At 55.2% G+C, this 24,802-nt stretch carries 20 protein-coding genes, 1 tRNA gene and 2 pseudogenes; 12 read left to right on the forward strand and 11 right to left on the reverse strand.

Going from position 1 to position 24,802, the window contains the following annotated elements; all coding sequences use genetic code 11:
- Positions 1 to 33: 33 nt before the first annotated feature.
- The 4 genes from QRN50_RS00370 (at position 34) to QRN50_RS00385 (ending at position 7,199) form a co-directional block, all read left to right on the forward strand.
- Entirely contained in the window at positions 34 to 2,946 is a 2,913-nt protein-coding gene (locus QRN50_RS00370) for an aminotransferase (protein ID WP_096127177.1), read from the forward strand.
- A 344-nt stretch (positions 2,947 to 3,290) separates the two neighbouring features.
- Positions 3,291 to 4,169 carry an N-carbamoylputrescine amidase gene (aguB, locus tag QRN50_RS00375; RefSeq protein WP_003372277.1) on the forward strand — a complete coding sequence of 293 codons (879 nt, stop codon included), beginning with the start codon at positions 3,291 to 3,293 and terminating at the stop codon, positions 4,167 to 4,169.
- 5 nt (positions 4,170 to 4,174) lie between these two features.
- The gene (gene aguA / locus QRN50_RS00380) at positions 4,175 to 5,281 is read left to right on the forward strand and encodes an agmatine deiminase (RefSeq protein WP_011269318.1); all 1,107 of its coding nucleotides are present in this window, start codon (positions 4,175 to 4,177) and stop codon (positions 5,279 to 5,281) included.
- Positions 5,282 to 5,924: 643 nt separating this feature from the next.
- Positions 5,925 to 7,199, forward strand: a complete 1,275-nt coding sequence (locus QRN50_RS00385; RefSeq protein ID WP_096127178.1) for an OprD family porin — start codon at positions 5,925 to 5,927, stop codon at positions 7,197 to 7,199.
- 271 nt (positions 7,200 to 7,470) lie between these two features.
- Here the strand turns inward: QRN50_RS00385 and QRN50_RS00390 are convergent, their stop codons facing one another.
- Entirely contained in the window at positions 7,471 to 7,965 is a 495-nt protein-coding gene (locus tag QRN50_RS00390) for a hypothetical protein (protein WP_004407013.1), read from the reverse strand.
- A 160-nt stretch (positions 7,966 to 8,125) separates the two neighbouring features.
- Between QRN50_RS00390 and QRN50_RS00395 the strand changes: the two genes are divergently transcribed.
- The 4 genes and pseudogenes from QRN50_RS00395 (at position 8,126) to QRN50_RS00410 (ending at position 11,451) form a co-directional block, all read left to right on the forward strand.
- Positions 8,126 to 8,674 (forward strand): GNAT family N-acetyltransferase, encoded by a 549-nt coding sequence (locus QRN50_RS00395; RefSeq protein ID WP_177411196.1) that lies wholly within the window; start codon positions 8,126 to 8,128, stop codon positions 8,672 to 8,674.
- Positions 8,675 to 8,831: 157 nt separating this feature from the next.
- Positions 8,832 to 9,463, forward strand: a pseudogene (locus QRN50_RS00400) (DUF4062 domain-containing protein).
- Positions 9,456 to 10,883 carry an RNA-binding domain-containing protein gene (locus QRN50_RS00405; protein ID WP_096127180.1) on the forward strand — a complete coding sequence of 476 codons (1,428 nt, stop codon included), beginning with the start codon at positions 9,456 to 9,458 and terminating at the stop codon, positions 10,881 to 10,883. Before QRN50_RS00400 ends, QRN50_RS00405 begins: the two are co-directional and overlap by 8 nt.
- A 94-nt stretch (positions 10,884 to 10,977) precedes the next feature.
- Positions 10,978 to 11,451 (forward strand): GNAT family N-acetyltransferase, encoded by a 474-nt coding sequence (locus QRN50_RS00410; protein ID WP_096127181.1) that lies wholly within the window; start codon positions 10,978 to 10,980, stop codon positions 11,449 to 11,451.
- A gap of 10 nt (positions 11,452 to 11,461) precedes the next feature.
- On the opposite strand, the gene QRN50_RS00415 is transcribed toward QRN50_RS00410, so the two are convergent.
- A complete protein-coding gene (locus QRN50_RS00415) occupies positions 11,462 to 12,199 on the reverse strand; it encodes a hypothetical protein (protein ID WP_096127182.1) in 738 nt (245 codons plus the stop codon).
- Positions 12,200 to 12,508: 309 nt separating this feature from the next.
- Positions 12,509 to 12,931, reverse strand: coding sequence for a DUF1493 family protein (locus QRN50_RS00420; protein ID WP_096127183.1), 423 nt, complete (start codon positions 12,929 to 12,931; stop codon positions 12,509 to 12,511).
- A gap of 187 nt (positions 12,932 to 13,118) precedes the next feature.
- Between QRN50_RS00420 and QRN50_RS00425 the strand changes: the two genes are divergently transcribed.
- Both QRN50_RS00425 and QRN50_RS00430 read left to right on the forward strand, forming a co-directional pair.
- Positions 13,119 to 13,460: a DUF5713 family protein gene (locus QRN50_RS00425; RefSeq protein WP_046235977.1), complete on the forward strand. Its 342-nt coding sequence runs from the start codon at positions 13,119 to 13,121 to the stop codon at positions 13,458 to 13,460.
- Positions 13,461 to 13,559: 99 nt separating this feature from the next.
- Positions 13,560 to 14,204, forward strand: coding sequence for a histidine phosphatase family protein (locus QRN50_RS00430; protein WP_096127184.1), 645 nt, complete (start codon positions 13,560 to 13,562; stop codon positions 14,202 to 14,204).
- 92 nt (positions 14,205 to 14,296) lie between these two features.
- Here the strand turns inward: QRN50_RS00430 and QRN50_RS00435 are convergent, their stop codons facing one another.
- From QRN50_RS00435 to QRN50_RS00470, 8 genes and pseudogenes are all read right to left on the reverse strand, one after another.
- Complete coding sequence (locus tag QRN50_RS00435; RefSeq protein WP_054091733.1) at positions 14,297 to 14,662, reverse strand: addiction module antidote protein; 366 nt, start codon at positions 14,660 to 14,662, stop codon at positions 14,297 to 14,299.
- Complete coding sequence (locus QRN50_RS00440) at positions 14,638 to 14,961, reverse strand: type II toxin-antitoxin system RelE/ParE family toxin (RefSeq protein WP_054091734.1); 324 nt, start codon at positions 14,959 to 14,961, stop codon at positions 14,638 to 14,640. The genes QRN50_RS00435 and QRN50_RS00440 overlap by 25 nt, the downstream gene beginning before the upstream one ends.
- Before the next feature lie 328 nt (positions 14,962 to 15,289).
- The gene (locus QRN50_RS00445; RefSeq protein ID WP_024642620.1) at positions 15,290 to 16,018 is read right to left on the reverse strand and encodes a hypothetical protein; all 729 of its coding nucleotides are present in this window, start codon (positions 16,016 to 16,018) and stop codon (positions 15,290 to 15,292) included.
- A 9-nt stretch (positions 16,019 to 16,027) separates the two neighbouring features.
- Positions 16,028 to 16,849, reverse strand: coding sequence for a DUF5118 domain-containing protein (locus QRN50_RS00450; RefSeq protein WP_233902708.1), 822 nt, complete (start codon positions 16,847 to 16,849; stop codon positions 16,028 to 16,030).
- A 742-nt stretch (positions 16,850 to 17,591) separates the two neighbouring features.
- Positions 17,592 to 17,807 carry a hypothetical protein gene (locus tag QRN50_RS00455; protein ID WP_024642623.1) on the reverse strand — a complete coding sequence of 72 codons (216 nt, stop codon included), beginning with the start codon at positions 17,805 to 17,807 and terminating at the stop codon, positions 17,592 to 17,594.
- A gap of 721 nt (positions 17,808 to 18,528) precedes the next feature.
- A complete protein-coding gene (locus QRN50_RS00460) occupies positions 18,529 to 19,320 on the reverse strand; it encodes a YopT-type cysteine protease domain-containing protein (RefSeq protein WP_285427489.1) in 792 nt (263 codons plus the stop codon).
- Between the two features lie 245 nt (positions 19,321 to 19,565).
- Positions 19,566 to 20,429, reverse strand: a pseudogene (locus QRN50_RS00465) (site-specific integrase); the annotation flags it as partial.
- A 2,487-nt stretch (positions 20,430 to 22,916) separates the two neighbouring features.
- Positions 22,917 to 22,992, reverse strand: a tRNA-Thr gene (locus tag QRN50_RS00470).
- Between the two features lie 161 nt (positions 22,993 to 23,153).
- Here QRN50_RS00470 and QRN50_RS00475 point away from each other — a divergent pair.
- A complete protein-coding gene (locus QRN50_RS00475) occupies positions 23,154 to 23,339 on the forward strand; it encodes a hypothetical protein (protein ID WP_057457453.1) in 186 nt (61 codons plus the stop codon).
- Positions 23,340 to 23,750: 411 nt separating this feature from the next.
- The gene (locus QRN50_RS00480; protein ID WP_096127187.1) at positions 23,751 to 24,767 is read left to right on the forward strand and encodes a J domain-containing protein; all 1,017 of its coding nucleotides are present in this window, start codon (positions 23,751 to 23,753) and stop codon (positions 24,765 to 24,767) included.
- Positions 24,768 to 24,802: the final 35 nt, after the last annotated feature.

Genomic DNA, 24,802 nt, shown 5'->3' on the forward strand with positions numbered 1-24,802 from the left:
AGCCCGGGCCTGACAACAAGAACGAGGTTCTCCATGCCGCTTGCCACGCTCATCCGCCGATCCAGTCTGCCTTGCCCCGAGGTCAGCGCGGACCAGGCGCTGCAATTGCTCGCGCAGCACTACGGGCTGAGCGGCACCCTGAAAGCGCTGGGCAGCCAGCAGGATCGCAACTTTCTGCTGGATACCGGCACGCGGCGCTATGTGCTGAAAATCTGCCACGGGGCGTATTCGACCAGCGAGCTGAACGCCCAGCACGCGGCGTTGCATCATCTGGCCGGCCACAGTGCGTTCAAGGTGCCGGGCGTGATCCGTGCCATCGACACCGAACAGTTACTGTCGGTCGACATCGACGGGCAGGCGGTGCATGTGCGTCTGCTTGAGTTCATCGACGGGCAATCGCTGGGGCATGTCGAGCACCTGGGCCGTGACATCGTGGTCGAGCTGGGCGAACTGTGTGCCCATGTGGATATTGCGCTGGCCGATTTCGACCACCCCGGTCTGCAGCGCATCCTGCAGTGGGACCCGCGCCACGCCCACGCGTTGATCAAGCACCTGCTGCCGGTGATCAAGGATGCCGACGCCCGCGCCTGTCTGATCGAAGCCGGTGAGCAGGCTCATCGCCGTCTGTTGCCATTGATTGCCGCACTGCCGATACAGGCAGTGCATCTGGACATCTCCGAGCACAACGCAGTCTGGCGACGCGAGGCGGGGCACCCGTGGCACTTGCAGGGGCTGATTGATTTCGGCGATCTGCTCAGTACCTGGCGAGTGGCCGATCTGTCGGTGACCTGCGCGGCGCTGCTGCACCACGCCGAGGGCGACCCGCTGTACATCCTCCCGGCCATTGCCGCCTATCACGCCCTCAATCCGCTGAAGATCGAGGAATTGCAGGCGCTCTGGCCGCTGATCGTGGCTCGATCCGCAGTGCTTGTGCTCAGCAGCGAACAGCAGGCCAGCGTCGAGCCTGGCAACGCGTATATCCAGGCCAACCTTGCCGGCGAATGGAACATCTTCGATGTCGCCACTTCGGTGCCGATGGCGCTGATGGAAGCCGCCATTCTGCGCGCGGTGGGACTGGACCTGCCGCCTGTCGAGCAACCTGCCTATTCGCCGTTGTTGCCCAGCCTGGCGGGGCTTCAGCCGGTGCTGGTGGATCTGGGCGTGCTCAGCGAGCACTTCGTGGCAGGCAACTGGGAGCAGAGCGGCATCGATGAATACCTGCTTTCGCAAGCGGCCGGGGACAGTGGTCTGGCAGCCAGCAGGTTCGGTGAATACCGTCTGTCACGCACCTTGCCTGACTGCGCCAGCGAGCCGGAGACCTTTGCGCTGCACGTCGAATTGCATGTGCCCGCAGCAACGCCGCTGCATGCGCCGTTCGAGGGCACCTTGCGGCTGACGGCCGATGCTGCGGTGCTGTTGGTCGGCGAGCGCGTCAGTTTGAAGCTGTGGGGTGTGTTGCCGGAGGCTTCGCTGCAGGGGCAGGTAGCGGCGGGTTCTTTGATCGGGCAGGGCGGTGGCTCGCTGTTGCTGCAATTATGTACCGCGCCAGAGCTCAGCCCGCCGCTGTTCAGCACACCGACCTGGGCAGATGCCTGGCGCGCAGTGTGCCCGTCGCCGTCGGCCCTGCTCGGTTTTGATTGTGACGCGCCAGCCTTGCAGGACGCCGCGCAATTGCTGGCGCGCCGTGATGCCAGCTTTGCCCGCTCGCAAAAGCACTACTACCAGGCCCCGCCGCACATCGAGCGCGGCTGGCGTAACCACCTGATCGACATGCAGGGCCGCTCCTACCTGGACATGCTCAATAACGTCGCCGTTCTCGGTCATGGCCACCCGCGCATGGCCCACGAGGCGGCGCGCCAGTGGTCGTTGCTCAACACCAACTCGCGTTTTCATTATGCGGCGATCGCCGAGTTCTCCGAGCGCCTGCTCAAGCTGGCCCCCGAGGGCATGGATCGCGTGTTTCTGGTCAACAGCGGCACCGAGGCCAACGATCTCGCGATCAGGCTGGCGTGGGCTTACAGCGGTGGCCGCGACATGCTCAGTGTGCTGGAGGCGTATCACGGCTGGTCGGTGGCGACCGATGCCATTTCAACCTCTATCGCCGACAACCCGCAGGCGCTCAGCACGCGCCCGGACTGGGTGCATCCGGTCACCGCGCCCAATACCTATCGCGGGCCGTTCAGGGGCGCGGACAGTGCGCCGGAGTACGTGCACAGTGTCGATCAGGCCATTGCCACGCTGGCTGAGCAGCAACGGCAGGTGGCGGGCTTCATCTGCGAGCCGGTGTATGGCAATGCGGGCGGGATTTCCCTGCCGCCGGGCTATTTGCAACAGGTGTATCAGAAGGTCCGCGCGGTGGGTGGCGTGTGCATTGCCGATGAGGTACAGGTGGGTTATGGCCGGCTAGGGCACTACTTCTGGGGCTTCGAAGAGCAGGGCGTGGTGCCGGACATCATCAGCATGGCCAAAGGCATGGGCAACGGCCATCCGCTGGGCGCGGTGATCACCCGCCGTGAGATTGCCGAGGCGCTGGAGGCCGAGGGCTATTTCTTCTCGTCATCCGGTGGCAGTCCGGTCAGTTGCCGGATCGGCATGGCGGTGCTGGATGTCATGGAGGAGGAAAAACTCTGGGACAACGCCCGGATCGTGGGCGACCACTTCAAGGCGCGGCTGCAGGCCCTGGCCGATGAACATCCGCTGGTGGGCGCGGTACACGGCATGGGCTTTTATCTGGGCATGGAACTGGTTCGCGGCCGCCACACCCTGGAACCCGCCACAGAAGAAACCGCGCGCCTGTGCGAACGCCTGCGTGAGCTGGGCATTTTCATGCAGCCGACCGGCGACTACCTGAACATCCTGAAAATCAAACCCCCGATGTGCACCACCCGGCAAAGCGTGGACTTTTTCGTCGACAACGTATCGAAGGTGCTGCGCGAACTGGAATAGAGGACGCAGAGCGTCCAGAACGGCATACCCACGCGGAGCATGGGCACGATAGGTGGTGCCTGACGGGGCACTACCGCCATACCCGGATCTGCTCTTGATTCTGGCCGAAGGCCGTAGGAGCGAACTTGTTCGCGAAGGGCCGTCGCGTCACACCCAGCTCGTAGAAATGAGCGCGGTCATGAGTCTTAAGCAGATTAATATCGGTAAAATCTACGAATAAATTCATGATAAGCAAATTATAAGCTTTTAATACCGATTTATATCCGCTATAAAGACGTTCATAATCGTCATCGCCTGTCTGCTATGGTGATAAGTCCTTTGCAACCGCCCCTGGAGATATTTTCATGAGCCGTATCGTTTCTGTCGCTGCTACCCAGATGGCCTGCTCCTGGGATCTGGAAGCCAACATCGAGACCGCTGAAAAGCTGGTACGCGAAGCTGCCGCCAAGGGCGCCCAGATCATCCTGATTCAGGAACTGTTCGAAACCCCGTACTTCTGCCAGAAGCCGAACCCGGACTATCTGCAGTTGGCGACTACCCTCGAATCCAACGTCGCGATCAAGCACTTCCAGAAAATCGCCAAAGAACTGCAGGTCGTATTGCCGATCAGCTTCTTCGAGCTGGCAGGGCGTGCACGTTTCAACAGCATCGCGATCATCGACGCAGACGGCAGCAACCTGGGCATCTACCGCAAGAGCCACATCCCGGACGGCCCTGGCTACCACGAAAAGTACTACTTCAACCCGGGCGACACCGGCTTCAAGGTCTGGCAGACCCGTTATGCGAAAATCGGCGTCGGTATCTGCTGGGATCAGTGGTTCCCGGAGTGCGCGCGCAGCATGGCGTTGCAGGGCGCGGAAATTCTGTTCTACCCGACTGCCATCGGCAGCGAGCCGCATGACAAGACCATCAGCTCGCGCGACCATTGGCAGCGCGTGCAGCAAGGTCACGCCGGCGCGAACCTGATGCCGCTGATTGCCAGCAACCGCATTGGCAACGAAGAGCAGGACGGCTACGACATCACCTTCTACGGTTCGTCGTTCATCGCCAACCAGTTCGGTGAAAAAGTCGCCGAGCTCAACGAAACCGAAGAGGGCGTGCTGGTCCACAGCTTCGACCTGGACGAGCTGGAGCACATCCGCAGTGCCTGGGGTACGTTCCGTGATCGCCGCCCTAACCTGTACGGCGCGGTGAAGACCCTCGACGGTTCGCTGGAGTCCTGATCGCCATGACCACGCTCAATAGCACGCCACGCGCCGACGGTTTCCACATGCCGGCCGAATGGGCACCGCAAACCCAGGTCTGGATGGTCTGGCCCGAGCGCCCGGACAACTGGCGCCTGGGTGGCAAGCCCGCCCAGGCTGCCCACGTCGCCATCGCCAAGGCCATCGCCCGCTTTGAGCCGGTCACGGTGGCTGTGTCGGCTGCACAATACGACAACGCCCGTGCGCGGCTGGACATGCCGAACATCCGGGTTGTGGAAATGAGCAGCAACGATGCCTGGGTGCGCGACAGCGGGCCGACCTTCGTCATCAACGACCGTGGCGAAGTGCGCGGCGTGAACTGGGAATTCAATGCCTGGGGCGGCTTCGACGGCGGCCTGTATGCGCCGTGGAATCTCGATTCGCAGCTGGGCGGCAAAGTACTCGAAATCGAGCGCTGCCCGCGTTACGTCACCGAAGGCTTCGTCCTCGAAGGCGGCTCGATCCACGTGGATGGCGAGGGCACGCTGATCACCACCGAAGAGTGCCTGCTCAATCGCAACCGCAACCCGCACCTGACCCGCGAACAGATCGAAACGATCCTCGGCGATTACCTGGCTGTGGATAAAGTCATCTGGTTGCCGGAAGGCCTGTTCAACGACGAAACCGACGGGCATGTGGATAACTTCTGCTGCTACATCCGTCCGGGCGAGGTGTTACTGGCCTGGACCGATGATCCCGAAGACCCCAACTACTCACGCTGCCACGCGGCATTGAGTATTTTGGAAAACACCCTGGATGCCAAGGGTCGTGCGTTTATCGTGCATAAAATGCCGATTCCGGGCCCATTGTTCGCCACGGAAGAAGAATGCGCAGGCGTCGATCAGGTGCATGGCAGCCAGGAGCGCAACCCTTCGGTGCGCCTGGCCGGGTCGTATGTGAATTTTCTGATCGTCAACGGCGGCATCATTGCGCCGAGTTTCGACGATCCGATGGACGAAAAGGCCCGTGAGATCCTGCAAAAGCTGTTTCCAGAGCATGAGGTGGTGATGGCGCCGGGCCGTGAATTGCTGCTAGGTGGGGGCAATATCCACTGCCTGACACAGCAACAGCCAGCCCCTCACAAGAACTAGTGCTTAGTAACTAGTTGTAACTAACAGCAACTAGTTGGTCCCGTTTTTGCTGTATTAAGCCCGTCATCTGACGGGCTTTTTTATGCGTTACCTTATAACTAAATTGGGCTCGTTTATCCGAATGACCCTAAATCAGACTGGCGAAAACCCGTTTTCTTAGCTTGACTGTCACATGGCATCAGTAGATTTAGCCCCTCATGAATCAAGAGGTTTTCGTTATGAATGCAGGTATGAGCCAACAGCGAGTTCGTGGTTTTTCTGCTTCGCTCAGTAACGAGGCACGCCAGCGAGTGGCGGATTGGTTAAGGACGACCAGGCCCGTGAACGCCAGACCGGATGTACGCGCCATGCTGCTGCAGCGCTATCCGGCAGGCCTGTTCAACGATGCCGAATTCGAAGCGTTGGCGCGCGTGCTGACAGATTAAGCAATACACCAGACCTGGCCCCGGCCATCCACACGTTTGACACCCCCAGGCACCCGAACTAGGATTCGCGCCCCACTGCCTGTGGCTCCACCCCCTGTACGTGCTTCGTAGTCCACTGCGATGACCTCGTGCGGCGCTCCACCGCCTGACCAGAGGCGGGAAGCCAGACGGCCATTGGCCGCCACAGCGCATGTCATTTGCAGAACAAGGAAGACAAAATGCTTAACACACGTATGGGCATGCTCGCTTTGGGCATCATCAGCGCCAGTCAGGCCATGGCCCAGGGGCAGGCCGATTCGAAGGGCTTCGTTGAAGGCAGTAGCCTGAACGTCAACCTGCGTAACGCCTACATCAATCGCGACTTCAAAAACGACCGTGAAGACAAATACGAATGGGGCCAGGCCTTCATGGGCACCTTCGCGTCCGGTTTCACTCAGGGCACGGTTGGCGTGGGCGTCGACGCCTTTGCGCTGTACGGCATTCGCCTTGATGGCGGAAAGGGCCGCAGTGGCAATGGCGGCATTGACTTCTTCAAGCAGGGCGACAGCGGCGCGGCTGCTGATGACCTGTCTCGTGCCGGCGCTGCGGTAAAAGCACGTTTCTCGAATACCGTCATCAAATACGGCGATCAGATGCCGCAATTGCCGGTACTGAACTACGACAACTCCCGTCTGCTGCCGGAAAGCTACACCGGCACCCTGATCACCTCCAAAGAGATCGAGGGGCTGGAAGTGGTCGCCGGGCGTTTCACCCAGGAAGCGCGCAAGAGCGCCGAAGGTCGCGACAGTGGTGATCTGAAAAGCATCAACGTCTACGGCGCCAGCTACAAATTCACCGATGAGTTCAGCGCCGCTTTCTATGCCTCCGACAACGAAGATGTGTTCAAGAAGCAGTACCTGAACCTGAACTATGTCTTCGCACTGCCGCAAGACCAGTCGCTGACCTTCGACTTCAACGGCTACAAGACCCGACTGGATAAAGACTTCACTGCCAGCGACGCGCGTGACAACAAGATCTGGAGCCTGGCCGCAACCTGGGCCGTGGGCATCCACTCCTTCACCCTGGCGCATCAGCGCAGCACCGGTGACATGGGTTACGCCTACGGAGGCTATCGCAACGATGGCGGTTTTGGTGATGGCGGTAACACCATCTACCTCGCCAACTCCTACTGGTCCGACTTCAACGGCAAGGACGAACGTTCTTGGCAGGCGGCCTATGGCGTCGACCTGTCCGGGCTGGTCCTGCCCGGCCTGAGCTACAAGGCTGCCTACGTACGCGGCGACAACATCGACGATGGCACCGCAGGCAGCGGCGACGGCACGGAACGCGAGATATTCAGCCAGCTGACTTACGTGGTCCAGAGCGGCCCGGCCAAAGACCTCTCGCTCCGCCTGCGCAACTCGTTCCTGCGCGTCTCGGACGATGCACAGGCCTACAATAGCGAAGGCAACGAGACACGCATCTTCGTGGACTACCCGATCAACGTTTTCTGATCCGGGGGCGGCGGCCTGACAAAGACCGTCGCCTGAATCCTGATCGTGCCCGTGCTCCAGCGCTCATCGCTATACAAGTCTGCTTTTGATTCTGGCCGGAGGCCGTGGGAGCGAACTTGTTCGCGAAGAGGGCTGGATAATCGCCGAAAATGCATGACTGAAACACCGTTCGTGCTCCAGCGTGGGCATACCTTCCCTGACGCTCTCCGTCACATCTACCCATCCCAAGTCTGTCAGTCACGTCAAAGAACATGCCAGGGCCGCACCTGACTCAGTCCGCAATCAACTGAACAAACACTGCGAACCCGCCGAGGAATACCCAGAAAAAGCTGAACAGCCAAGGACTGCGCTTGGAGAACAGCAAGGACTTTTTCGGCCCGGTTTCGCTGGATTCCCAATCGCTGAACAGCGGCGAGTCGTCATAGGTCAGCCCGATGACCGGCTCGCTGAGCAGCAGTTGCGCCTGTTTGTGGTGCCAGTGCTGGATGATGTCGCACGCCGCCCTAATACCCGGCCAGGCGAACAGCGTACTGAGCAGCCCCAGCAAGGCGAGCATCGGCGGCACAACCAGCGTAAACATCGCGCCCCAGGCCGTGTTCATGTTGGCCATCGACGATGCATAAGCGATCACCAGAAATGACTGCGCCGACAAATAGGCGTTGGTGCGGTTGGAGAGGTTGGTGGTTTCGTAATGAATTTCGCGTCGATAAAAATCCAGCCGTTCCTTGGGCGAGCCAAACAATTTGACCTGCTGCTCATCCACCACACTTTGGGGTGTCTGATCCGTAATGATTCTGGGCACTGGGGTTTCCGATGTATAAAAGATGCAGGATAGACCCCTACCTGCAGCCGGCAGTTCGACTTAAATCCCCGACATACGGGACCGTTCATCCAGTGAGCATCGTTCGATGAACAGGGACATCGTCATGACCATCACCCCCACGCTGTACACCGAGCGTCTGCTGCTGACGCCACTTCAGCTCGAGGATGCGCCTGCGGTTCAGCAACGCTTTCCGCTATGGGATATCGTGCGCTACCTGAACAACCGTGTCCCCTGGCCTTATCCACAGGACGGTGCGCTGCGCTACATTCAGGACGTCGCACTGCCCGCTATAGCAAACGGCACCGAATGGCACTGGATGATCCGCCTGCAGAGCGCGCCCCACGACATCATCGGCAGCATCACCCTGATGACCCATCCCGGCAACAACCGCGGCTTCTGGCTGCACCCGGACTGGCAAGGCCACGGCTACATGAAAGAGGCCTGCCGTGTGATCAATCGACAGTGGTTCGACGTGATGGGCATGCCCCTGATGCAAGTGCCCAAAGCCGCCCCCAACGAAGCCTCGCGGCGCATCTCGATCAGCGAAGGCATGCGCAAGGTGAGCACGCAGGAGGGCGAGTTTGTTGGCGGACGGTTCGAGGTGGAAGTCTGGGAGATGACGCGGGAGGAGTGGTTGCGCCTACACGAATAATAGTTACCTCTGTTTTCCTTCCTGATGATGTGTCCCTCAACCCTCTAGGCAGTCATGGCGCATGCCTGTACCTTTCTTCGCTTAAGACAATACAGCCCTGTGAGCCTGCCGCATCTGCGAGAGCCACGAGCTGAAAACCGGAGTGGCTCTTCAAAGCATGGATGGCAAGAAGCTCAAAATCATGGTGTCCTCGACTGTCTACGGCGTGGAAGAGTTGCTGGACCGTGTCTACACGTTGCTGACCAGCTTTAATTATGAAGTGTTGATGTCTCACAAGGGCACCATTCCCGTGTCATCAGGACAAACCGCATTTGAAAACTGCCTGGCAGCGGTGCAACAGTGTGATTTGTTTCTGGGTATCATCACGCCTCAATACGGTAGCGGTGTGGACACCACTGGTATTTCCATCACCCATCAGGAAATGAAACTCGCTATCGAACTGAAGAAACCGCGGTGGTTTCTGGCTCATGATCGCGTTGTATTTGCGCGGACCTTGCTCCGGGAGCTTGGTTACAAAAATCAGGCGCTAAGGCAAACCCTCACTTTGAGGCCCAAGGCCACTTCGATACTGATCTGAAAGTCATCGACATGTACGAAGACGCCACTATGGAGCAGTTGCCCTTGAGCGATCGCCAAGGCAACTGGGTTCAGAAATTTGATCGTGATGATGATGCCGGCCTGTTCGTTGTGGCTCAATTCTCGCGCTACCAGGATCTTGAGCAGCGCCTCATAGATCATTTGGATGACAGTGAAATGGTCGCCCAGCGTTTGAAGGAAGACCATGAGTAGAAGCCCATCCCAGCTTAAAAGACTGTTGCTGCTAGGCGAGAGCCAGAACCTTGAGCTCAAGGCACGCGCAAGTACTCAGATATGTGGGCCGCACGTCTGCGCCTTTCTCAACTCCCAAGGCGGCTACCTGCTATGCGGCGTCGACGATGATGGCCAGGTTCTCGGCGTGGGTGACGCTCAGCGTGCTGCGCAGAAAATGGAGAGCCAGCTCAAAACCCAGATCCAGCCCCCAGTATTATTTTCGGTTGAAGTGCAGGAGATCGATGATCGCCAAGTGCTGGTAATCGAAGTGCCCTCAGGCAAAGATGTTCCCTATGCCTTTCGAAATGATATCTACATCCGCCAGGGCGAAAGTACCGTAAAGGCCAGCGTCGATGTCATTCGCGATATGGTCCTGCGCAAGCAGATTGAGCCAGAGCGTTGGGAGCGACTGTTTTCCTCTGAACTGGACGAGCAACAGCTATCTCGCACAGCCTGTCAGAAACTACTTTCTGCACCTCGTATCCCATTGGAAGTCAGGCAGTCCGAGCAGGGGTTGCTGCATCAGTTGCAGCTACTTTCACTCGCAAAATACGGTCGCCTTACCAACGCGGCCGATGTTTTACTCGCTCAGGATCCTGTGCGTCGTCATCCTCAGGCGCGAGTGCGAGCAGTTTGTTACAGCAGCAAAACCGCCAATGAGTATCAGGATCTGCAACATTTTGCAGGCCCGATGACAGAAGTGATCGAACAGTTATCCGCATTCATCATGCGTAACGCCCCGGTCAACGCGCGCTTTAGCCAAGGTCGCAACCAGCGTGAAGACTTACCGTTGTATCCGGAGATGGCTATACGTGAAGGCATCGTCAACGCTTTCGCTCATCGAGACTACAGCAGCTTTTCCGGCGGCATCAAAGTAGAGATCAGTCCGGTCCGACTGCAGATCTGGAACTCCGGCAGCCTTCCGGACGGCGTCGATGCGGACAAGCTGCAACAGGGCCATATTTCAGTGCTGCGCAATCCTGATATTGCCCACGCACTTTATTTACAGGGCTATATGGAAAAGCTGGGTCGCGGCAGCGTACTTATTCGTCAGGCCTGCGAAGAGAACGGCCTTGCGCCTCCTGTTTGGTATAGCGAAGGAAACTCTGGAGTCACCCTCACATTCCTTACCCCGGAAGTCGCCCCGGAAGCCACCCCGGAAGCCACCCCGGAAGTCGAAAAGCTGATTGTGCTCGTAAATGGAGACATCAAACGCATTGAGCTTCAGCACCAGTTGAAGCTGGCTGACGCGGAACACTTCCGTAAACATTACCTTTCTCCCGCGCTTGAGCAGGGCGTTCTCGCCATGACCATTCCGGAAAAACCGACCAGCAGCAATCAGCGATATCGTCTGACGAGCCTGGGGAAAATCGTTCGTAAGCGACTCGATGGGCAATGAGCGCCTTGACGATCAGGCCCGCCAACAAAGCTAAGTGGTCGCGGTTCGTGGATAGGGCACCTGACGTCGAGCCTTTGATACGGGAGCAAACACAATGCAACAGATTCTAGAAAATGATCCCGACATCACCCTGGTAACGGTCCAGCCCGAAGACTTCGAAACCTTGGTGGCCATACGTATCGAAGCCATGCGCGAAAGCCTCGAGCGCGTTGGCCGGTTCGATCCGGTGCGCGCCCAAGAGCGCTTTCGTGAAGGGTTTTCTGCGTCATGCACACATTACATCCAGGTCGCCGGCAGCAAGGTCGGCTTCGTGGTCGTCAAACCGAGCAGCGACGGCCTGCTGCTGGATCACCTGTACATCAAGCCTGCTGTTCAAGGGCAGGGCATTGGTGCTGCCGTGCTTCGGCAAGTGTTCGCACAAGCGGACGCGACCGCATCCACAGTACGAGTGGGCGCCCTGAAGGAAAGCGACTCCAACCGTTTCTACGTCCGCCACGGGTTTCAGCTCGTTGAGAGCGGCGAGTTCGACAACTACTACCTCCGCCCGCAACGTTTGCCTATTTGCTGACGGATTGGGATCAACCCGTCGAGGCAGCTTTCTCCGCCGCACGTGCAGCGAGCATCGCCGCCTCCGATTCCTGGGTGTGCAGCTCACCTTTGTAGGCCAGTTGATTGAAGAACATGCCGTCGATCTGATCTTTCGATGGCGTCGACGTCTTGGGAATAAACAGCGCGCCCAGGTCCAGAGAATTGGCGAAGTTCTCCTTGTTCAGGTTGTAGCGACCCAGATAACTGCCGCTCCAGGGCGAATCGGCGTCGACCAGATCAATGGCCGTCTCCCGATAGGTAGCCGCAGCGGCTTTCAGCCCACTGGACGCATTCAACAATGTATTGAGTTGCTTGGTATCCGCCTCGCTCAACTCACCGGAACTGTTGATCGCCTTCAGATTACCGTCCGCCTCGATCGTGAAGCCGAACTTCTTGCTGGCCAGATCCGGATACACCGACGCCAGCGTCGACGTGAACGCTTCATACGACGTCTTCAGCGCCTCCGTCGAGTTACCGTGCTGCGCCGCCATCTTTGGGAAATCAGGCGACTGCGAGCGACCTATCCAGGTATCAACCGCTTCCATCGGCTCAGTGGTCGCAGGCACTTCGGCACTCGGGTGATAAACGACAGCGGGCGTACTGGCAGCAGCGTTCTTAAACGCTTCTTTCTGCGCATCGGTGAGCGGCTTTGGAGTGAGCGTGATGCCGGAATTGGGCAGGGTGATGGTGGGAGACGTGTTGTTGCCGGGGGTGAGTGAGATAACCATTTCATCGATCCATGATTGCGGGGTTGTATGGAGGGTATCGACGGGGTGGGTGGGAAGCTTGAGGAGTTTGGGGAGGACGAAGGTTTTCAGGTTGTTTCCGTGAGCTTTGCCTCGGGAGCTTTTGTTTCCCGATAGAACTTGGCACCGTCGTGGGCTGCTCAAGGCCACGTGCACAGGAAACCTCCGTCACGCTGAAAGGAGGTTTGAATTACGTGGATTGCTGCAACCTGACGTCATCACCGAGCGCATCCACTTTTCGTAAGGGGCTTGGGGTATGACATGCATACCAAGCGGATCACACAGGCAAGATCAACGGCTCTTTATCTTGTAGCCATCAATCGGAATATCTTCTGTGCGCTCGTACAGGGGAGCATCGCTGAATGTGGCTTGTTCAAATGCTTGCGTATCCCAACGTCTCGCTTTCAAGGCTAAATACAACATGCCCACCCTCAATGGAATGTTGCCGCGTCTGTCTTTGGCGCGCCTGAAGGAAAAGAAGTTGAAACCTTCTTCCAAAAAGTACCGATAAGGGTCGTAATCGTTAAGATCGATAGAGAAACGTTCGAAGAACTCGACCATCAGATCATTTGCGTAGTCGCCATCGACGCCCATGTCCCTTGCGACATCGGTCGCCAAGCTGAAGCTTTCAAACGCCTTTCTTCCAAAGCCCGCGGTATCGTTGATGCAGACGACGATGCTATCCATTAATTTGTAATCAAGGGGTTCGTTCATGACTAGAAAACCTGATCTTCGGTGCTCACAATGGAGCCATCAGTTACAACTGTCTTGCAGGCTATAGGCCCTGGCTCCGCCGCCGTATACGCCCAGCCTGCAGAATGGGCAATAATCTTGTAATGCATCCGATTGTCACCTCAATTGGAGTCACTGAGCGCCCACTGTACATCGACGAGGGATACCCATGCAGTTGACCAATGAAACCATGGCCAAACACACCTTCCTGAAAGGCATGTATCAGGACGAGTATTTCCCTGATGCCGTTGTGAAAATGTGCGAAGACGTGCTGGTCAACCTGTGTCGCGAAATCGAGCAACAAAAGCCTTCCGACCTGGACGCGCTGTATGCCCTGACTCACAAAGCGACAGAGCAAATCAACGAGCTGGAGGAGGTGTTCGAAGAGAACGGCAGTGAGATCGAAACCGTCGCCCGCGAGACCATTGCCGATGATTTCGTACGGATAGCAGACGCTTATGGTTTCACTGACGCGGACATTGAGGAGCTGATTGCGCCGCGTGAGTGGTAATCAACCGCCTGTATGCCCCCTGATGCTGACGGGTTTTGCCAGAAGGGGGCGTACGCTTGAATGCGCTCAGCCTCTGCCTCTTAAGCGAGTCTCTGATTAATGAAGCAGGTCAGACTAATTCGCCACGGACAAAGCGCTGCCAACGCAGGCCAAGCCAGTGTGGATCACGCGACTATTCCTCTCACGTTGAAGGGGGTAGAACAAGCCCAGTCAGTGGCCCGATCATTCACTCATGCGCCGGATTTGATTGTCGCCTCGCCGTTTTCCCGAGCGCAGGCAACCGCCACGGCGACCGCAGCTACTTTCCCTGCCACCCCGCTTGAAACCTGGCCCATTCAAGAATTTACCTACCTCGAACCCGCGCGATGTGCCAACACAACCGTTGCTCAGCGGCGGGATTGGGTTGAGGCTTATTGGGCCAAGTCAGACCCGGCGTTTACGGATGGAGCAGGCGCCGAATCTTTTTCAGGATTTATAGCAAGAGCGCAGGCGTTCCTGGCTCGACTTGCGGGGCATCCTACCCAGCGCATTGCAGTGTTTTCGCATGGGCAATTCATCAATGCCGTCGCCTGGCTGATCGAGCACAAGCCGCAGGACATTTGTGGGCAAGCGATGTCGGACTGGCGGGAGTATGAAATCAAGAACCATGTAGCTAACGGTGGTGGCTACATACTGTTCAGGCATATGGACGCTGACGACTGGCGAATATGCTCACAACCCTCACAAAACGCTGAGAGCAGATAAAGCCAAACAGCTTCACTTCCGGATGGCGCTCTGACGACTACAAAAAACTGCTCGTTGTCGTGAAAGCGGCGCCATCTCGGGGTGAGGAATCGTCACTGGTCGGGGCTCTGGCTGCCCACGTCAGCTCTGTGCGAAACAACCTTTGACATTCCCACACCCAATGCCTGGAGCACCTTGAGGATGGTGGAAAGCTTCGGGTCGCCGCCAGCAGCAATAGACCTGTAAAGGTTAGGTCTGGCCAAGCCCGTGTTCTTCGAGAGATTACCCATGCCACCTCTCGCCTCGATCAGTCGACGGATGGCCGTAAGGAAAACGTCTTCACCCCCATCTTCGTCGATTTCTTCCAGCGCAACAGACAGGTATTCGATGGCAAACGCTTCGTCCTCACGGAGCATTTCCAGAACGCTTTCATCATGGGAGCGCGTACGAGTCGTCATTTCTTTTTCACCTTGTGACATTTCCAGAGAGCCTTGGCTTGGTCTATGTCGTTTTGCTGCTTGTCCTTTGAGCCGCCACCCAAGAGAAAAAGTATTTTTTGGCCTTGAATCGCGTAATACACACGAAATCCAGGCCCAAAATCCAGCTTCATCTCAAAGACCCCGTCACCCACCGGTTCGGTTACGCCGAAGTGGCCAAGCGCCGCTCGGTCGATCCGGGTAGTGATTCTTGCTTTGGATCGAGTGTCTCGAATGGTGTCGAGCCAACCCTGATAGATATCCACTCCATTGGCAGACAGTACGTGTTCCACTTCATACATGAAGAATGTACCTTAAAAGAGACAAATGGGTGATTGAATATTCTTATCGATAGCATGACTATTGATCGGAAATGAGCGACGCTGGGATTCAGATTAGGGGAATTACAGAAATTGGTGTTTGAGAGGGGCTGGTATAAAGCGGCGAAATGTTGCGGGGGAGGAGCTGGACGTTTGCTGAGCGCTGACGTAAGCGTTAAATGCTCTGCATATTTTCGCTATTGAAGCTGAGGGAAAAAGGGTCTGCATCGCTGCGGACCCTTCTTTCATATTTAGTGCGGCGTTAGGAGTCGAACCATTCATATCGCCTAGAAAAATAAGGACATTCAAATCATGTATCCGAAGATTTACCCCGCGCGGTTACCCACTTGAGCAATCTGCCCAGCCACCAGCGGTTGCGAGCCTCTCGAATTTCATCGATTTGCATGAACGTGTATGGAGAGGGCATGGCTTTTTCTTTTATGCGTAGGGCGCGTAGGCCTCTAATAACGTGGCGTGCGTAGAATAACAACGTCAAGCTACATGCGATAAGGCCGAACGTTGCAACTAGCCCAGAGGTGAGCGCCCCCATCACTTTAGTAAACATGCTGGCCGCCAAGGTTGTTATACCGGCCACCAGAATTGGATTATATACAGTCGAACGACGTTGCGTCGTCTGTGGGCGTGTTTGAACTTTTATTCCGTCATATTCAAAAGGATGAAAAGAAGATTTAGTACTGGCCAGGAAAAGATACATCAAAGCAGATAGAACTAATGGTAACAAGCCTATCATAGCCGTAAGGATGCTTTCTCTACCCCAAAATTTTGCCGCAGCGAAATAAGCAGCGCTACTGGCGAGCAGAGAGAAGGAACCAGCTGCTGACATAATCAGCGAAGTCATGTAAGTAGTGTAGCGCTCGCACATATATATTAAGTACAACGTCCATGCAAACGCTAAGAATGAAGTAATAAAAAATAAATGCCAAAAGTAAGGCAGGTTAGAAGGGGCCAGAGCTAAAAAAAGGATCAGTGTCCCTAGCAATATCCAGCTTCCACGCTTTAGCTTATCTGCGTCAATCATAGTAGGCCATCATATTTGTAGTGCTTTTCCAATTTTTTTATCCCAACCATTTTCAACAATTACCCACTGTACGCCTAGGCCTACAATAAAGCCAACGCCAATTACTACTGCAAGAGGCGCTGCAGGCAAAGATAGCGCGCCAGTTACAATGCCTACCGCTGAACCTCCACCAATACTTGCGACGGCTGAAATGACGTTAGTCGGTTGGCTATCCGCAGATTTATTATACAGCTCTTTCCAGGATTTAGAGTTTGATGCGTCGATCGCTAACTGAGGGCCAACTGCTATTGCCATGCCGACATAGGGGCCGCCTAGTCTTTTCAGTATTCCAGTGGCACCGTCAGCATGCAGTCGGGCACTTTGACTCAATGCGGTATTGGTATTAATTAGCGGTATGTGGGCAACTGATTGTCCAACTTTTCCCATTAGTATATAATGCCGAGCTACAGCTGTTGTTGGTATTTCAAAAAATAACTTCCCCTCTTTTGAAATTATTCTAATTGTCCCTTTAAACGTTTTGCTCGCCGATCTGGCGCTTGCCGTACCCCTAGCGTCAGCCCATGAGTTGAGCTTGGCTTTTTGGGCCGCGGTCAAGTCTAAAAGGTCCATGACTTTTTTGGTCTGCGCCGCCGCCATGACTGCCCCTGCGGCGGTAGCAACGGTTCCTGTTAAGTTTCCTGGCGAAAACATCAAAGGACCGATTTCGGGAATATTTTCGGCAGCTTGTTGAAGAGATATTAGAGCCTCTACCGAGATTTTTGCACCGGTCTCCAATCTCTGAAATATCTCACGAAGTAACAAGGCTCCTTTTTTTAATTCCTCCGCACTCAATTGTTCGTCAGGCGAGGACAGCTGATAAATAAGGTATAACGCAGCATTTTAATCGTCCGTTTCATAGGTGCCTGCGAAGTTAGAGAGAGGCATATAATAGCTGCTCGCAGTCCCTCCAGAGGCTGCCTGATAGCCTCCTCCCAGTAAGCCTGTTTGCCTTTGAGTGCAGCTTAAACGTGCTGAAGTTGGCGGGGTTAAATACTTATTCACACAGATATTCCCTTGTCTGGCCATAATCTTGGCGATAACCGCTTTAAGCTGAAATTTTCTGCATAATCATGTGCGATTGATAGATGCTAGTGGTCACTGGCAACGCTTCTAGATCAACTATTGCAACTCTCAACCTGTAGTGCGCATTTTTCGTGGTTATGCAAATATCCTTTAACTCTTGCCGACGACTAGCGCCTGGGATCCTAACCTAGCTTTATGCTCGTGTATTGAATTCATCCGGGTTAGTAAATGCACTGACCCTCACGTCCTTGGAGGTTTTCTCAAGCGCACATAGGGCGACAACAACTGAGCATCGCATCGTGTTTATCCTACTTGAAGAAAGACACCAATGGGAAGGAGGGATTGCGGCCTTCCAATTGGTGGGTGACATTGCTGCTGCATTTTGATGTGTCACCACCGATCAAGTCCCTGATGTCTATCAGGGTTGTCCACTAACGCCATTACCAGGAGCTTGGGCATCTCTTGATTTTGCACCCTTATCGCTTTACCGGCAGGTTGGCCGATACGAGAGCTACTGACCCAGAGAACTGCCCCGTTTTCTAGCCGCCAGTATGAAAGATAGGGCTGCCGGGGTTGCTACCCACACCCCATACTCTTCCCAGCTCATACCGAGGTACTCGTGCATTTCCATACCCGCACCTTCGCGTCCTTCGTGCCAGTCTTCCACGAACCTGTGGATATTTTCTTCCAGCACATCGCCCTTTAGGTAGAGCTCAAGAAATCTCATTTCAGCCTCCTGGCTCGACGTCGCAGATAGTGTGTCAATCTGGATTTTCCAGACCAAAACGAAAAAACCCGCCAAAAGGCGGGTTTTTCGGAGATTTCAAAGGCTGTGAAAGCCACCTTTGAAACCTTATGTGGTGCCGGCACCAGGAGTCGAACCCGGGACCTACTGATTACAAGGAAGGTGCTTTTTACCTATAAATCATGGGGTTACAGATATTCTTGTTACGTGGCGCATGCCTGAAATGCTTGAAATACGGCAGCCTATTGACCTTTGTTACGTGGTTGAATACGCGCCTTATGTTCAATCGATCCCACAAAAAAGCCCGCTCTTACGGGCTTTTTCGGCGTCTGCTGGACGCCAGAGGTACCGCTCGGCAAGTGATGGGCTAGGGCGCAACAAATACTGCAGGTCCTAGGCTCTGTACGTAAAGTGGCTACGCATCGGTAATGCTGCGTTAAAAACAGGCTCGGAATGCTCATTTACAACCCGTAGACTTCGCTTCCTACCCCGTTTTTGCCTTGCCTGACCTTCGCCGGCGGCTTTTCGTACAGAGCCTAGTTGCGTGGAAATGTCGGGCATCGCCCCTTTTTTGAAATACGGATTAGGGATCAATCGAAAGCGAAATAGCGGTATCTGATGCTTTTCAATTGTCGACTGAAAACGGTTGCACTTATCCGCGTAGCTATGTCCATAAATCAGGACGAAACCTACCAACTCAACACTAAGAAACTCTAAACTCGTTTACGCAGTATACGTCGTAATTCAAGTTGTTATAGTGATCGATCAAAGCTTTAAGCATCTGGGGGGCTTCACTACGGGATGATTGAAACTCACCAAGATTGGGATCGAACAATTTGAACCTAGTTCCTTCACAAGAACTAGCGATTGCGTGGCCTTGAACGCTTGCAAAGCGCAAGCTTAGCAAGTGCTTTCTACCTGCCTGAGCCAAATCGTTTGCCAATGTTTGGGCTAATTGCGCACTACCACCTGATGCATGAACAGTTTTAGGTTCTCTGCGTAATGAGAAACCTGCATTCTCGACGACAGCGGTGCTAGCAGTGAAAAACGGCGCTTCATCGTCATTTGAAAGTGCCGAGGCTAAAGCATTGTCATAGACCTGATGCCTCTGTGCTCCGTTACTTTGCCCTTCTCCATTATAGTCAAGGTGGTCCATGCGCGACTCAGCGTCGCCGCTGTTGTTCATTACAAGCCACTCGGTGGAAAGACCTGCGCAGATGTTGTTTCGATTAACATCTCTTGACGCGACCGCAAAATCTTCTAAGTTAACTTGTGTAGTAGAATCATCTCCTAGACTTACACTTGAAGAAGATGCGCAGCCTTTGTCACCCAACATCAAAGCTAGAAACGGATGTATCCCGCGTGCTCTGGGCCTCAATGCTAAGTCCAGAGGCTGTTGCTCATTTGTTTGCCCATGCTCAGGTTGAGGCGCGCTTGCTGCCTGTGGAGCATGGTTTTCCTGATGATGCAAAATAGCTATCGATGGCGTTGCCATATTTATCTTCATACGTACCTCAGATTGTTTTCGACATGGCTCTTGGATCAAGGAGCTGGCTAGCTACCCTAAAATTGATAGGTGAGTGTCCAGATGAGCCATTCGGTTCCACGACGTATGGGTGGGCGCTATTCCTCTCGACATTCCATCTTGCTCTGTCTCCACATATGCATCAGCTGCTGATCACTCTCGCTCGATGCGAAGCAGGCGTGTGAGAAAATCCCTCTGTTACGTATCCATTAGATTTACGTCCGTGAGGCATTAACAAGTGGCAGGCTGAGATCGTAGACATCCATCATGGCCCCGTCCCGGTGACCGCTGGCCTCCTGTTTGTCCGCCCGATTACCTACTGTGTCGGTGATGCCCCGTCGCTTGAGGTCATGTAGGCCAAATCGCTGCTCGGCCATGATGGTACCGTCCTCGATAGCCGAGGTGATGAAGCGTTGCCAGGCTGTGTCCAGACTGGATTTTCGCAAAGCCCCGCCATGGCTGGCCACGATGATGTAACGTCGATCGGGACGAATCGGAACGACCGTCGATTTGCTGGCCCACACCTTGGCCCGGTAGGCCTTGGCTCCCTCCCAAGCTGCGCGTAGACGTGGCGTCCAGCGGACAATGTTGTCACGGCTGCCCTTGCGCCGGTTGGTCATAATCCCTTCGGGCAGTTCATGGGCGTCGGTCAGGGTTATGGTCTCAATGCCCCGCAAGCGGCACAGGTAACCGATCTCCATCACGTAGCTCAGGTACTCCGGACAGCCACCTTTCTCGTTCCTGGCCAGCCGTCCGAATGCCAGGGCGCGGTCGACCAGCGTTTCCATGACCTGGTGCTCCGGTAAACGTCGCCGTTTGCGCTCAACAGGCGCTTCAATGCCTTGTGCCGGATTGCTGTCGAGGTAGCCCCGATTGCGACCCCACTGCAGCACCCGGCGCAGGTAGCGCAGGACATGCGCCGCTTTGGACGGCGTACCTTCGTCGGCCAAGCGATCGACAATCCGCTGGATCAATGCTGCCGTGAATTTCTTCACCAGCAGATCCCCCAACGGTTTGCCCAGCCGGGTAGGGATATCCAGCAAAACGTCTCGCGAATAGCAGTAGTCGCTGTGAGTCTTGTCTACGCCTGTACCTGGTAATGCAGCGGCGTTCACTTCTGGTACGTCGAAAGCGCGGCTGCTACTGAGTCAAATTGCGCCAATTACCCTTGGGTGAAATAAAAATGGTGATAAAAAAGTACCTTGCCTAAAAAACGGTAAAGTTAGACATGTCTTAAAAGAGTGAGAAAGAGTGCAGAGTAGTGAAAAAGCGTGAATAAGGCTGATAAAGAACTCTCCACAGGGGCTGAAAGTTGACATAGATGTCAACTAAGCGATTATTCAGGAGGGGCGTTGTCAATATACGCATTAATAGGGCCTTAATAGGGCCTAAAGATACCTACCGTTCGTCGGGTCGCTTCCTCAAACATATATTGCATATCAAGAAGTGCTTGCTGTCATATTTTATCAATAGGCCCGGTAATCACTGGGCTTTGCGGCACAGGGCAAGCGATGATTCAACGATCTTGTTTCCCATGGGCGTAAAAAAGCCCGCATGAGCGGGCTTTTGATGCTGATTTTCGGCTTGATCTACACGCAACAACCTGTGTACCTTTCCTACCAACCACTGCTGAAAATCATTTTTTCTACTCTGACAGGTTGAAGGGTGAGCCAAGCAACGGGTCGTGTCAACCATCCCAAAATGGAAACAGCACAAAAACGCTGTTGTTGAATGGAGAAGTTGTCGATGCTCACTGGTGAGTTTGACTCTGGAGTGGACGGTCTAATGGCATCGGCCCGGGTGGGAAACTCCCTTACCATTTAGGTTTGGGGTATCTCTACCGAGCGAAAGGTTAGCTGAGCAATGATAAAGATTATTGCGCGTTATCTGCCCGAAGAACTTATTCGGATACTGCAAACGGCCTATTGGTCCGTACGCTTGATCCGCATTGTCCAACAAATGTAAGCAACCAGACAGGGGCCGCCTGGCCCCTGTTCCTACTTAAATACCACTCGCTTGCCCCTTGCGTTCCAAATACGACAGACTTTTAATGCTCAAAGGTCTACCTGGGTTTCAATGGCATATCCCAAAGCTCCGTCCGCAAGCTCAAGCATATCGCTCAAATCTTCACAGCTAATCACCTTCGACTGGTGCAGAGCGTGAGCGACTCTGGACAAGGCTTTATGTTGAGCGCCGAGCTATCGTTCAGCAGCACCTTCCACTCGGAGATTGCGCCAGCCTTGTCGATACTCATTTTTTTTCCACCCTCCATAATTCCCAACCCTCGTTGTGTCGCTGAGACTCTTCTGAGCGCGCCTCATTCCCCAGTCCGGGGATGACTGGCACTGATCCTGTGCGGATCCGCATTTAGGTTCGCAAAATCTGCTGGGATCTTAAATGAGTAGAACGGGAGTAGCAGGTCTGACTCAGAAGGCGGCCAAGTATTCGGGCGTTCATGGTAATGCATCGTCAAAAGTATCTGTATGTGCATACAGCTGACGTTGAAGTCAGGCCATGGTCAATTTGCGACAGATGGGCTAGATCGGCTCAACCAAAAAACTGCATCAGGAATAAAAAATCTGAAGCAAAAGCACTTATCCCCCTCCCGTCGACGGGCTCTGCGTCCGTTTTTTGTGCAAACCCAGATGCGATGAAAGCAATACTCCAGCCTAGGCCAGCCGTGGGGTTGCGCAGGGGAGCGGCAATTGCACAGTGTGCAAACTTATGCAGAAAAATGTCAGCGCCTTGCACTGCGAGCGACAGGGCTGGGCAGATGGGAGCAAACCTCGAAGGCCCGGCCTGCTTAGGCGAAAAATTGGAAAACCGAGGAATGAGGTGGTTTTCCAAATCGACACTGGTCTCAAAGCTGCGCACCAGGGCATCGACGGCCAGATCAGATCCAACCTCTACAACTCAAGCATAACGGGCGCTGTAGCCGCATTCAGGGGGCTTTGGACATTGCACACGATTGCAAGCGCTGGTGACGATCTACAGGCCTTCACGCTTTGCAGTCAGGTTTTCGAAAAAGGGTGTTTTAAATGAGATTAATCTCAGGTATGGGAGGGTGTTTTCAAAAAGAGCGATATTAGCGATATGACACGCGAACCTAGGCTGGAGGCCACGGTTTTACTGGGCTGCGCGTATTACATCGAAAGGTAATATGAAGCGATATGAAAGGTAATATTTTCCTGAAACCCCCGGATTCATTGGGTTTTAGGAAATGAAAATATAGCTTTAGTAAAAGGTAATATTATCGCCTTTGTATCGCTTCAATATTACCTTTGCCCGGAAACGCTGAAAGCCACGGCCTGCAAGGGGTGCAGCCATTTTTCCCGAGCCGTATTACTAATATTACCTTTTTTCTGAACCCCCTCAGATTTTGAGCGGGGCACCCTGTACCGAGCGGTTGGCCAGGGTCTCGCGCTACTGCTCATGAGCGTCTGTAGCTGCGGTTGGAGCTCGACGTGGAGCGCGTAAGACAGGCCCGATCGGTGGCCTAGTTACGTGGCTTATTACGTCTGGGGGAAAAAACAAGGGCCTGCATCGCTGCAAGCCCTTGATTTATATGGTGCCGGCACCAGGAGTCGAACCCGGGACCTACTGATTACAAGTCAGTTGCTCTACCAACTGAGCTATACCGGCGTAATGGGCTGCGAGTATATAGAGTCTGATGCGCTTGTAAAGCCTAGCTGTCTGATTCAGTTGAAAAAAATCGACCGTTGGCGCTTCGGGTCGGATGTGGGCGGGTGGTGGTGCAGGACGTTTCTGTTGGTTTGGACGGATTGGTCTGCGTGGTAGGGCGGATGGCGTTGATTTCGGGCGTTGATTTTGCCTTTGGTGCGCACAGCTTGTGCCTGACAGAACGCTGGATTTTTAACCCGGTCGCGCAAACCAATGCGTCCAGCGTTGATGGCGATTTGGAGTACGAACAGGCACCCATCCGACCCCGCCATTTTTGGGCAGTTGCGGGGCAGGAGGGCTTTGCATAGGCTTGTTCTCAACGGCCCAGGCTACTGAGTCAGCAGCACGGGTCGTTAGCTTTTCAGCCATGCAGATAAAGGACTATCTGATGAGTGATGCGATGGATCGTAACCGGGTTTGGGGTGTTGTATGCCGCAGGCTGGTCATTCGCTGAAGAGTTGTTGAAGGATATTTGCAGGTGCGCCTGGCCTGTTGGCTTTGCGCAGGGTGGGGCTGAGGATGGCTGTCTGAATCGCATGAATGTGCGTCTGGATGCCGACGAAGGCTTCATCGATGTATTAAGAAATGCCCGGATCCTCTGGATTCGGGCATTTTCTTGTGCGCTGGTTGCTGTTGCGTCGGATTTGCACTGGAGCTACCGGCTTTTTGGCCGATACAACTGTATCGAAAATGGCAGTCAGCCATGGACAGCAAGTGCAATGCAGAGAACGCCTACGCATTACGAGCTGCTGAGTGTTGCTCGCGATGCCTCTCCTGAGCAGATCAAGAAGGCTTATCGCAAGCTGGCGCAGAAGCTGCACCCGGACAGGAATCCAGATCCTTACGCCTCGGACATGATGGGCGTCGTCAACGCGTCTCACGATGTGCTGGCTGACCCTTCGCGGCGTGCGGCTTATGATGCGCAGCTCGCTGCCAATGAGCACAAGGCGCGTATGGACGCTGCGCGCCGCAAGCAGGCGCATGCAGCGCGTGGGCAGGCGGTGCATGTGTATGCCGCCACTTCTGCAGCCACTGCTGCTGCGCCGTCTCAGGCGGCTCGTTCGGGACCGGCGCCCAAGTCCTCTTCCTACGCTTCTGCATCCCCTTCCCGTGACAGGCGTCGTCGCAGTGCGTGGCGTTGGGCGCTGTTGTTTGTGGTGTTCTGCGCGGGTGGGGCGTGGATGGGCTACGAACCGGGTGCAGGCAAGTCGTTTGTGCCGTCGGAGCCTGCGCCGGTTGCGCAGACGTGGGTCAAGCCCGCGCCTGCCGCGCCGGTCGAGGAACCTGTAGCGAGCCTGGCGAAGCCTGCAGATGCTGCGGCGTCCGAGTGTGGCGTGCCGGCGCTTGATCCGATGGGCGCGCCGTGGCCGGACAAGGCGGGCTATGTGAAGGACATGCCGGTGCTCAAGGACAACGGCTGGTCGCAGATCACTGTGGATAACTCGGCGGGCGAGTCGGCGGTGTATGCCAAGGTTACGGATGCGGTGGGGCGCCGGGCGTTTCGGCATGCGTTTGTGCCGGCCGGGGCGGTGTTTGTGTTCGCCAAGATGGACCCGGGGCTGTACCTGCTCAAGTACAAGATGATGAGTACGGGCTGTGCCTTTGCGTCGGGGCGGATTTTGCTGGAGGAGACGCCGATGGGCAGTCAGATCAAGTCCAGTGCCTACAAGCTGACGTTGCGCAAGCTGCAGAACCGCAGTGTGCCGTTTGCGCGGTTGAAGGATGATCAGTTTTAGTAGTGGGTCATGACAGGAATGCGGCGCTGCGTATT

Source organism: Pseudomonas sp. MEJ108 (assembly GCF_030208985.1).
GTDB lineage: Bacteria > Pseudomonadota > Gammaproteobacteria > Pseudomonadales > Pseudomonadaceae > Aquipseudomonas > Aquipseudomonas fragariae.

Excerpts from the sequence above, each read along its gene's own strand:
- QRN50_RS00405 (WP_096127180.1), top strand. The coding sequence starts at position 9,456 with ATGAGTAGAAGCCCATCCCAGCTTAAAAGACTGTTGCTGCTAGGCGAG.
- QRN50_RS00455 (WP_024642623.1), bottom strand. The coding sequence starts at position 17,807 with ATGAGATTTCTTGAGCTCTACCTAAAGGGCGATGTGCTGGAAGAAAAT.
- QRN50_RS00395 (WP_177411196.1), top strand. The coding sequence starts at position 8,126 with ATGACCATCACCCCCACGCTGTACACCGAGCGTCTGCTGCTGACGCCA.
- aguA (WP_011269318.1), top strand. The coding sequence starts at position 4,175 with ATGACCACGCTCAATAGCACGCCACGCGCCGACGGTTTCCACATGCCG.
- QRN50_RS00410 (WP_096127181.1), top strand. The coding sequence starts at position 10,978 with ATGCAACAGATTCTAGAAAATGATCCCGACATCACCCTGGTAACGGTC.
- QRN50_RS00385 (WP_096127178.1), top strand. The coding sequence starts at position 5,925 with ATGCTTAACACACGTATGGGCATGCTCGCTTTGGGCATCATCAGCGCC.
- QRN50_RS00420 (WP_096127183.1), bottom strand. The coding sequence starts at position 12,931 with ATGAACGAACCCCTTGATTACAAATTAATGGATAGCATCGTCGTCTGC.
- QRN50_RS00445 (WP_024642620.1), bottom strand. The coding sequence starts at position 16,018 with ATGATTGACGCAGATAAGCTAAAGCGTGGAAGCTGGATATTGCTAGGG.
- QRN50_RS00435 (WP_054091733.1), bottom strand. The coding sequence starts at position 14,662 with ATGTCACAAGGTGAAAAAGAAATGACGACTCGTACGCGCTCCCATGAT.
- QRN50_RS00440 (WP_054091734.1), bottom strand. The coding sequence starts at position 14,961 with ATGTATGAAGTGGAACACGTACTGTCTGCCAATGGAGTGGATATCTAT.
- QRN50_RS00370 (WP_096127177.1), top strand. The coding sequence starts at position 34 with ATGCCGCTTGCCACGCTCATCCGCCGATCCAGTCTGCCTTGCCCCGAG.
- aguB (WP_003372277.1), top strand. The coding sequence starts at position 3,291 with ATGAGCCGTATCGTTTCTGTCGCTGCTACCCAGATGGCCTGCTCCTGG.
- QRN50_RS00475 (WP_057457453.1), top strand. The coding sequence starts at position 23,154 with ATGGCGTTGATTTCGGGCGTTGATTTTGCCTTTGGTGCGCACAGCTTG.
- QRN50_RS00460 (WP_285427489.1), bottom strand. The coding sequence starts at position 19,320 with ATGGCAACGCCATCGATAGCTATTTTGCATCATCAGGAAAACCATGCT.
- QRN50_RS00415 (WP_096127182.1), bottom strand. The coding sequence starts at position 12,199 with ATGGTTATCTCACTCACCCCCGGCAACAACACGTCTCCCACCATCACC.
- QRN50_RS00480 (WP_096127187.1), top strand. The coding sequence starts at position 23,751 with ATGCAGAGAACGCCTACGCATTACGAGCTGCTGAGTGTTGCTCGCGAT.
- QRN50_RS00425 (WP_046235977.1), top strand. The coding sequence starts at position 13,119 with ATGCAGTTGACCAATGAAACCATGGCCAAACACACCTTCCTGAAAGGC.
- QRN50_RS00430 (WP_096127184.1), top strand. The coding sequence starts at position 13,560 with ATGAAGCAGGTCAGACTAATTCGCCACGGACAAAGCGCTGCCAACGCA.